The organism is Jatrophihabitans sp., assembly GCF_036389215.1.
GTDB lineage: Bacteria > Actinomycetota > Actinomycetes > Mycobacteriales > Jatrophihabitantaceae > Jatrophihabitans_A.
This window is the reverse complement of record NZ_DASVQG010000022.1, coordinates 1-8809: the sequence shown is the minus strand read 5'-3', so window position 1 is coordinate 8809 and position 8809 is coordinate 1. Positions and strand designations below refer to the sequence as shown.

Annotated in this window: 9 protein-coding genes and 1 pseudogene; 3 read left to right on the top strand and 7 right to left on the bottom strand. The window is 73.1% G+C overall.

Going from position 1 to position 8809, the window contains the following annotated elements; all coding sequences use genetic code 11:
• The 7 genes and pseudogenes from VF542_RS00910 to VF542_RS00880 form a co-directional block, all read right to left on the bottom strand.
• Positions 1 to 500, bottom strand: a 500-nt coding sequence (locus tag VF542_RS00910) for a hypothetical protein (protein ID WP_408649822.1), incomplete at its 3' end; no start/stop codon positions are given.
• A gap of 72 nt (positions 501 to 572) precedes the next feature.
• Complete coding sequence (locus VF542_RS00905) at positions 573 to 1265, bottom strand: GTP cyclohydrolase II (RefSeq protein ID WP_408649824.1); 693 nt, start codon at positions 1263 to 1265, stop codon at positions 573 to 575.
• A gap of 23 nt (positions 1266 to 1288) precedes the next feature.
• Positions 1289 to 1981 (bottom strand): RibD family protein, encoded by a 693-nt coding sequence (locus VF542_RS00900; RefSeq protein WP_408649821.1) that lies wholly within the window; start codon positions 1979 to 1981, stop codon positions 1289 to 1291.
• A gap of 178 nt (positions 1982 to 2159) precedes the next feature.
• Positions 2160 to 3092 (bottom strand): annotated as a pseudogene (locus VF542_RS00895) (lysylphosphatidylglycerol synthase transmembrane domain-containing protein); the annotation flags it as partial.
• 137 nt (positions 3093 to 3229) lie between these two features.
• On the bottom strand, positions 3230 to 4261 hold the full coding sequence (locus VF542_RS00890) for a glycosyltransferase family 4 protein (protein ID WP_408649820.1): 1032 nt from the start codon (positions 4259 to 4261) through the stop codon (positions 3230 to 3232).
• Positions 4261 to 4659, bottom strand: a complete 399-nt coding sequence (locus tag VF542_RS00885; protein ID WP_408649819.1) for a 6-pyruvoyl trahydropterin synthase family protein — start codon at positions 4657 to 4659, stop codon at positions 4261 to 4263. Before VF542_RS00885 ends, VF542_RS00890 begins: the two co-directional genes overlap by 1 nt.
• Before the next feature lie 3 nt (positions 4660 to 4662).
• Positions 4663 to 5649: a zinc-dependent alcohol dehydrogenase gene (locus VF542_RS00880; protein WP_408649818.1), complete on the bottom strand. Its 987-nt coding sequence runs from the start codon at positions 5647 to 5649 to the stop codon at positions 4663 to 4665.
• A gap of 135 nt (positions 5650 to 5784) precedes the next feature.
• On the opposite strand from VF542_RS00880, the gene VF542_RS00875 reads away from it, so the two are divergent.
• The 3 genes from VF542_RS00875 to VF542_RS00865 all read left to right on the top strand — a co-directional run bounded on the left by VF542_RS00875 (position 5785) and on the right by VF542_RS00865 (position 8715).
• On the top strand, positions 5785 to 6528 hold the full coding sequence (locus VF542_RS00875; RefSeq protein WP_408649817.1) for a CDP-alcohol phosphatidyltransferase family protein: 744 nt from the start codon (positions 5785 to 5787) through the stop codon (positions 6526 to 6528).
• A gap of 80 nt (positions 6529 to 6608) precedes the next feature.
• On the top strand, positions 6609 to 8303 hold the full coding sequence (locus tag VF542_RS00870; protein ID WP_408649823.1) for a hypothetical protein: 1695 nt from the start codon (positions 6609 to 6611) through the stop codon (positions 8301 to 8303).
• 22 nt (positions 8304 to 8325) lie between these two features.
• Complete coding sequence (locus tag VF542_RS00865; protein WP_408649816.1) at positions 8326 to 8715, top strand: MmcQ/YjbR family DNA-binding protein; 390 nt, start codon at positions 8326 to 8328, stop codon at positions 8713 to 8715.
• Positions 8716 to 8809: the final 94 nt, after the last annotated feature.

Below are 8809 nucleotides of genomic sequence, written 5' to 3'. Positions count from 1 at the left end.
CCGTCCTCGATCAGCTTGCGAACGCGAGGCACGGTCGCAGCAGCTACCTCGTTCGTACCGAGCCTGAGACGTCCGGTGCCTAGCAGGGTGGCTCCCGCCCAGGTGGACCCATGTTGGTCCGCGAGCCTGAGAGCGTTGACCAGACCGGTAGCGGCCGCTTCGATCGTCGGACGTGACGACAACGTGACTGCCGCCCGGCCCTGGGAGTCGTGAGCCGTCGCAAGAACGATGGACCTCAGGCGCGCTGGCGCATCAGACCTGTCTTGGTATGTCAGCGGATACCAGTACGGGTTCTCAGGGGTGACCTGTTTGAAAGGAATGTCAGCAAAGGTGGTGGACAGCTGTTGCGACACAGCTCGGCCCAAGCTGCCGAAACCCCCCGGGCCGACCGCCACCACCAGCGTGTCGATGTCGAGGGTCCAGGGCTCGACCGACTCGACGACCTGGACCGTGATGCCGTTCAGGACCTCCAGCGTCGTCCAGTTCGGTGAGCTTGACATGGCGCTCCGTTCGCTCTGCCGTTCCTGGCCGTGATCCTTCCCCACCCGCGCTCGGCCGGAAAGGCTCAACTGTCAGACGGCGTGCTTGCGCGCCCAGGTGTGCGATCCGTGCCGGGCCTTCGCCGCCAGGTATCCGGCGTTCGCCGCGGACAGGTGCAGGCCGGTCGGCATTCGCTCAGTCACCGTCACGCCGAGCCGTTCGAGCTGGGTGGCCTTGTCGGGGTTGTTGCTCAGCAGCGCCACCCGGGTCAGGCCCAGCGCATGCAGCATCTGCGCCGCGACCGTGTAGTCGCGCTCGTCCTCGGCATAGCCGAGCGCGAGGTTGGCCTGGTAGGTGTCCAGGCCCGCGTCCTGCAGGGCATAGGCGTCGAGCTTGGCGTACAGGCCGATGCCGCGGCCTTCCTGCCGCAGGTAGAGCAGGAACCCACCGTGGTCGGCGATGCGCTCGACCGCCTCGCGCAGCTGCGGACCGCAGTCACAACGCTGGCTGCCCAGGACATCGCCGGTGAGGCACTCGCTGTGCGGCCGGACCAGCGGCTCGGCCCGCGGTGGACCACTCGGTGCCGAGCTGTCCGGTGCCGAGTGATCCGACCCGGGCGAGGCAATCGCGCCGGTCCGGTCACCGAGCCCGAAGGCCAGATGCTCGCGGCCGTCGACCAGCCCGTCGAAGCTGAACACCCGCGCCGTAGTGGCATAGCCGTCGGCGAACCGCAACGGCAGCATCAGCTGGGTGCGGATCGTCGCCGCGGGCGGCCGTGCTGGCATCTCCTGCGCAGTCCACATCCGAGTCAGTCCAGCTCGAATCGCGGCGAGAGCGCGTAGCGCAGCAGCACCACGTCCCCGATCTGGCGCACCTGGGCCAGCGGCGCCCGACGGTCGGGGTTCCACGGGAACCGCCCGGCGTCCACCAGCCGCCGGGCCGCCGCTTCGCCGACGAAGAACGGGGCGATGACAAGCTGCAGCTCGTCGACGAGGTCCGCGGTCAGGAACTGGGTGAGCACCGTGCCGCCGCCCTCGACCATCAACCGCCGCACGCCCCGGGCGCAGAGATCCTCGCCCAGCCACCGCAGGTCGACCGGCTGGCCACCGTCGACCACGGTCGCCACCGACCCGAGCCGGTCCCGGGCTTCGGGCGCAGTCGCGCTGGCGCAGTAGACCAGCTTCTCGGCATCACCGCAGCTGAAGAAATCGGCGTCGGCGTCCAGCTTCGCGCCCTCGGTGAGGGTCACCTTCATCGGCGACGGGCGCTGCCCGCGCGCCACCCGCTCGGCCCGCCGCTCGGCCGAACGCACCAGCAGCCGCGGGTTGTCGTTGCGGACGGTGGCAGCACCCACCAGCACCGCGTCGCAGCTCGCCCGGACGGCGTCCACCCGGTCGAAGTCGGCGTCGTTGGACAACGCCAGCCGGGTCCGGGTCGCGCTGTCGAGGTAGCCGTCGATCGAGATGCCGCAGCTCAGCAAGGTGTAGGGGCGCTCAGCCATGCACGGCCCGTTCCGGGTGGGCGAAGGCCGCCGGGGCCGCATCGGTGGGTTGCGGCCGGTGGCCGGGGCCGTCGCTGTGGCCGGGGCCGTCGCTGTGACCGGGGCCGTCGCTGTGACCGGGGCCGTCGCGGCCGAGCTCATTGCGGGGGCCGTCGCGGTCACTGTCGCGACGCGCGGGCCGGGCCGCGAGCAGCACCAGCGCGCCGGGCAGGTTCGCGACCAGCACGAGCACGCCGTACGCGACGGCCGTGGCAAGGCCCTGGGCCGCGCCGAGCCCGGCGGCGCCGAACGTCCAGGCGGCCACCCCCTCGCGCGGGCCCCAGCCGCCGATGTTGGCCGGAATCCCCATGGCCAGCAGGATCAACAGCGCCAGTGGCAGCAGCTTGGCCGGCGGCGCGGTCACCCCGGTGGCCCGCGCCGCGATCAGGAACGTCGCGACGTGGCCGGCCACCACCACGATCGACGCCGCGACGATGCCGGGCCAGGCGCGCCGGGCCAGCACGCCGTCGCGGAGATCCGAACCGACCGCGCGGACGGCCCGTGCCCACCGGGACGGGCCACCGGGCAGGCGGCCGCTACCCAGCCCGCCCGGGGCCAGCAGCCGCGACCGCAGGCCCAGCGCAAGGGCGATCAGCGCACCTGCCGCCAGCGCAAGGGCGATCACCGGCACCGCCGAATGCGCCGGAGAGGGCAGGGCCAGCAGCACCACCGCGGCCAGCGCGGCCTGCACCACCTGGCCGGCCGTCCGTTCCCAGCCGACTGCCCGCAGCCCGCGGCCGACGTTGCCGGCGTCGCGGCCATGGACCACGCCGCGATGCAGGTCGCCCACCACGCCGCCGGGCAGCGTGGTGTTGAGGAACTGCGACCGGTAGTAGGCCGCGATCGCCGGACGCAGCGGCACCGCGACGCCCAGCCCGCGCGCGACCAGGCTCCACCTCCAGGCGCAGCACACCGTGGTCACCGAGGCGATGCCGGTCGCGGCCGCCAGCGACCAGCCGTCGACGGTCCGGACACCGTCCAGGAACGGGCCGGCGCCGAGCGTCCTCACCAGCGCGAACAGAATCGCGACGCCGCCAAGCAGGCGAACTCGGGCCCACCATGACCCACCCATCCCGGTGCCCTCTCGTCGAGGTTGTCGCACGGCCACGGTGAAGCTGAGCTGCCAGGCCGGCGGCGCCGCTTGCCCTGACATACGGATGGGAGGTCGGCGTGGTTCAACCGGGCGCGCGATGAGCTGCGCCGCGGCCGTCATGCCGCCACCTCGGCGAGCACGCGGGCGACCTGCGCGACGGTGTCCGGCCAACCCTTCAGCGTGGCACGGCGCTCCCGTGCCGTCCGGTGGAGCCGACTCCGCAGCTGGGCGTCCCCGATCCAGTTCCGCAGCGCGGCTGCGAGGGCCGGCGGCTGGTCCGGGGGCACCAGCAGGCCGGGCCGGCTGCCGTCCGCGCCGAAGCCCAGCGTCTCGGCGACTCCGCCGACGTCCGTCGCGATCACCGGCAGCCCGCGGGCCAGCGCCTCGGTGACGACCATGCCGTAGGACTCCGCGCGCGAGGGCAGCACCAGGACGTCGGCGGCGGCGTACGCGGCGTCCAGGTCCGTGCCGGTACGCGTGCCGGCCAGGCACACCCGGTCGGCCAGCCCGCTGTCGGCTAGCTGCATGCGAAGGGCGCGGACGTAGTCCCGGTCCCGGGTCAGGCTGCCCACCCAGACGCAGCGCAGCTGCAGGTCGGGCGCCATCGCCAGCGCGTCGAGCAGCACGTCGGCCCCCTTCACCGGCGTGACCGCCCCGACGCAGAGCAACTCCCCGCCGGCTGCCGTCCCGGGAGCGAGGGCGGCAGGGTCCACCCCGGGCTCGGCGACGTGCACGGCGGCCGGATCGAGCCGGTAGCGCTCCAGCAGCCGGCGGCGGCTCCAGGAGCTGGTGGTGATCACCGCGGCGGCGCCCAGCAGCACCGCGCGCTCGGAAAGGTCCTCCAGCGGCATGTGCAGCAGCACCACCACCCGCAGCCGTCCCGCCTCGGGCAGCAGCACGTCCGGGACGCCGGAGGCGATCAGGCCGTCCAGCAGCACCACCGCGCCGTCGGCCAACCCGGCGAGCACGCCCGCCAGCCAGGTCCGCGCCGCCCAGTCGGGGCTCGGCCATTCGCCGGCGACCGGGTGCTCGCGCACCGGCCAGCCGATCGCTACCAGCCCGTCGCAGATCCGCCGGTCATAACTGTTGCCGCCACTGGGCCGGGCCGGGTCGTCGATGTCGGCCGGCACCACGACGTGCACCGTCATCACAACGACCGCTCGTAGCTGGCCCACGCCACGTGGGACTCGTGCAGGGTGACGCTGAGGCCCGCCAGCCCGCGGGCATTCTCCCCCAGGTCGCCGGCCTCGATCCGGCTGACCAGCCGGTCGGCGACCACCCGGGCGAGCGCTTCGGTGGAGGTGTTGACGTCGGTGAACTCCTCCACCTCGTCGAGGTTGCGGTAGCTCAGCTCGGCCAGGACGGCATGCAGTTGCTCCGACGCGCGGCCGATGTCGACCACCAGGTTGTCGGAGTCCAGTGCCTGCCGGCGGAAGGTCGCGTCGACCACGTAGGTGGCGCCATGCAGCCGCTGCGCCGGCCCGAACACCTCGCCGCGGAAGCTGTGGGCGATCATCATGTGGTCGCGGACGGTGACGCTGAACACGGCTCACCTCTCGGGGTAGTTGATGGTGTGGCAGAGCGCGGGCAGGGTGCCGGCCGCCAGCCGGGACATCACGTCGGGCAGCTCGTCGAAACGGGACTCACCGGTGAGCAGCGCGTCGAAGGCCGGATCGCGCAGCAGGTCCAGGGCCAGCGCCAGCCGGTCCGCCGGGCTGCGCCGGCCGCGGCGGGCCGGGGACACCATGCCGACCTGGCTGGCCCGGATGGCCAGCCGGCGGGAGTGGAACGCACCGCCCAGCGTGAGGTCGACGGTGCGGTCGCCGTACCAGCTGAGCTCCAGCACGCTGCCCTCGGGGGCGAGCAGCTCCAGCGACCGCCGCAGGCCGGCGGCGCTCGCGCTGGTGTGCACGACCAGGTCCCGGTCGGCGGTGGCCTCGGCAGGGTGGGCGAAGCGGACGCCGAGCGCGGCGGCTGTCTGCGCCCGGCTCGGATCGAGGTCCACCAGCTCGACGTCGACGCCGGGAAACCGGCCGGCCAGCCGCGCGACGCAGCAGCCGACCATGCCGGCGCCGACCACGGTGATCCGGTCGCCCAGCAGCGGCGGGGCATCCCACAGCGCGTTGACGGCGGTTTCCACGGTGCCCGCCAGCACCGCCCGGGCCGGCGGCACCTGCTCGGGCACCACCGTCACGGCTCCGGCCGGCACCACGTAGGCGGTCTGGTGCGGGTGCAGGCAGAACACGGTGCGGCCGGTCAGCTCGGGCGGGCCGTGCTCGACGATGCCGACGTTGAGGTAGCCGTACTTGACCGGCCCGGGAAAGTCGCCCTGCTGGAACGGCGCCCGCATCTCCCGGTACTGGGCCGCCGGCACCTCGCCTCGGAACACCAGGGTCTCGGTGCCCCGGCTGATGCCGGAGTGCAGGGTACGGACCAGGACGTCGCCCGGGCCCGGGTCGGTCAGCGGGACCGGCCTGATCTCGCCCGCGCCAGGTTCGCGCAGCCAGAACGCGCGCGCGTCAGTCGGGCCAGTCATCGGCTGCGCTCCTTGCTCACTCACGCGCTTCCCTCCGCTGCGGTTTCGCCAGCCATCAAGTGACCGGCCACCAAGTGAACCGAACGATCGCAGATCCCGTATTCCCCCTTTGCTACCCCCTATGACGGAGGCACAGTGCGCGCGGTTCCCGCCGGCCCGGTGATCGGGCTGACCGCCCTGCTGGCGCTGCTTGCCGCGCTCGCGGGGACGGTCGGCCTCGGTGGCGCCGGCTGGCTGGCCGGCGCCGGCTGCGGGGTGGTCGGCAGCCTACTGCTGGCTCGGTCGCTGGCCCGGCACGGCGTGGCCGTGTTGGGCCCGGCCGACCGGGTGACGCTGACCCGGGCCGTCCTGGTGGGCGGGGTCGCGGCGCTCACCGCGGACTCCTCCGGCGGCCCGGCGCCGGTTCTGGTCGCGCTGGCGGCCGTGGCTCTGGTGCTCGACCGCGTCGATGGCTGGGTCGCCCGCCGGACGTTCACGTCCTCGGCGTTCGGCGCCCGCTTCGACCTGGACGTCGACGCGTTCCTGATCCTGGTGCTCAGCGTCCAGGTCACGCGATCGCTCGGGCCGTGGGTGCTGCTGATCGGGCTGGCCCGCTACGCCTTCGTCGCGGCCGGCTGGTGGCTGGCATGGCTGCGCGCGCCGGCGCCGGCGCGCTACTGGTGCAAGGTGGTCGCCGCGACCCAGGGCGCGGTGTTGACGGTGGTGGCAGCCGGCGTGGTGCCGGGTTACCTGGGCGTGGCGGCCGTCGCGGTCGCGTCGGTACTGCTGGCCGAGTCGTTCGGCCGCGAGGTGTGGGAGAAGTCGCGGCGCCGCAGCGTCGAGCTCGAGCCCAACAGAGTCGTGGTCACCCTGCTCGGCAAACAGGTCCGCGCAGGGTGACCACCCTCGGGCGTGTTTCGGACCCACCACGGCCGGGTGAGGCTTCCAGAGCCCGCGCGGGGGCGGCCGCGACGTTGACCGTGCTGGCCGGCCTGCTGGTGTGGCTCGCCCTGGTCGTTCCGAACCAGCTGGACCGGTTGACCCCGGTGGCGTTCCTCAGGCTGCCGGTCGAGGGGCTCGTCCTGCTCGCCGCCGTCCTGACACTGCACGGCCGGGCCCGGCGACTGGTCGCGGTGTTCGCCGGGCTCGGGCTGGGCATGCTGCTGATCCTGAAGGTTCTCGACGTCGGCTTCATCGCGGCGTTGGGGCGGCCGTTCAACCCGGTGGTGGACCGGGGATATCTCGACTCGGCGGCGGGCCTGCTCGGCGACTCCATCGGACGGCGGACGGCCGACCTGGTCCTCGTCGCCGGCGGGATGCTGGGGATCGCCGTGCTGGTCGCGATGCCGCTGGCGGTGCTGCGGCTGACCCGGCTGGTGGACCGTCACCGGTCCGGTGCCACCCGGACCGTGACGGTGCTCGGCATCGTGTGGCTGAACTGCGCCGCGCTCGGCGTGCAGCTGGGCACCGGCGGCCCGGTTGCCTCCACCGACGCGGCGAGCCTGGCGTGGAACCGGGCCGGCCAGGTCCGCACCGACCTGCGGAACGAGCGGGCCTTCGCCGCGGCGTTCGGCCGGGATCCGCTGCGCGACATCCCCACCGACCAGCTGCTGACCGGCCTGCGCGGCAAGGACGTGCTGATCGCCTTCGTCGAGAGCTACGGGCGGGTGGCGGTGCAGGGCTCGGCGTTCTCAGCGGGGGTCGATGCGGTGCTCGACGCCGGGACCAGCCGGCTGAACGCGGCCGGCTTCTGTTCCCGCAGCGCGTTTCTCACCTCGCCGACGTTCGGCGGGATCAGCTGGCTGGCGCATTCGACGCTGCAGTCCGGGCTGTGGATCGACAACCAGCTGCGCTATGACCGGTTGGTGACCAGCAACCGCTCGACGCTGAGCGAGGCGTTCCGCCGGGCCGGCTGGCGGACGGTGTCCGACGTGCCGTCAGACGAGCAGGACTGGCCGGAGGGGACGTCGTTCTACCACTACGACAAGACCTACGACGCCCGCAACGTGGGCTATGCCGGGCCGAGGTTCAGCTATGCCAGCATGCCCGACCAGTACACCCTGGCCGCGCTGCGGCGGTTGGAAATCGCGCCGGGCGACCGGGCTCCGGTGATGGCCGAGATCGACCTGGTGTCGAGTCACACCCCGTGGGCGCCCCTGCCGCGGCTGGTCGACTGGGACGCGGTCGGCGACGGCTCGGTGTTCGCTGCGATGCCCGCACTCGGCTCGTCGCCCTCGGTGGTGTGGCGCGATCCGGCCCGGGTGCGGGCCGCCTACGGGCAGTCCATCGCGTACTCGCTGGACGCGCTGATCTCCTATGTGCAGACCTACCACGACGACAACCTGGTGCTGATCGTGCTGGGCGATCACCAGCCGGCCACGATCGTGTCCGGTGCGGCAGCCGGCCGGGACGTGCCGATCTCGATCGTCACCCACGACCGCGCGGTGCTGGACCGGATCTCGGGATGGGGCTGGCAGGACGGGCTGCGACCCCGCCCGGATGCGCCGGTCTGGCCGATGGACGCCTTCCGTGACCGGTTCCTGTCCGCGTACGGGCCGCAGCCGGCTTCCTCGCCTGCGCCGGGTGGCTCGCCGTCGGCTGGGCCAGGTCGCTCGCCGTCGGCCGGGCCGGGTGCGCCCTCCCCCGGGCAGCGGAGCGGACCGTGTGGAGGTTAGCCGAGCTGGTTAGCGTGTAGCCATGATGACGTTCGACGACGTCGCCCGGCTGGCTCGGCAACTGCCGGAGGTGACCGAGGGCGAGCGGCACGGCGACCGCCGGACCTGGGCGGTGAACGGCAAGGTCTTCGCCTGGGAGCGGCCGTTCAGCAAGGCCGACATCAAGCGGTTCGGCGACGTGCCGCCACCGGACGGCCCGATCCTGGCGGTGCGGGTTGCCGACCTGAACGAGAAGGAGGCCGTGCTCGCGGCCAACCACGCCGGCTTCTTCACCATCGCACACTTCGACGGCTACAGCGCCGTGCTCATCCAGTTGGACAAGGCCGGCGCGCAGGCGGTGCGGGAGGCCATCGTCGACGGCTGGCTGGCCTGCGCGCCGCCGAAGCTGGCGAAGCAGTACCTGCAGCGCTAGGCCTGCTCGGCTGGCGATGGTGACTCCACCGGCCAGGGTGATGGTGACCCACCGGGATGGCGCGGCGGATTCGGTGGCGGATGGGTGCAGGATG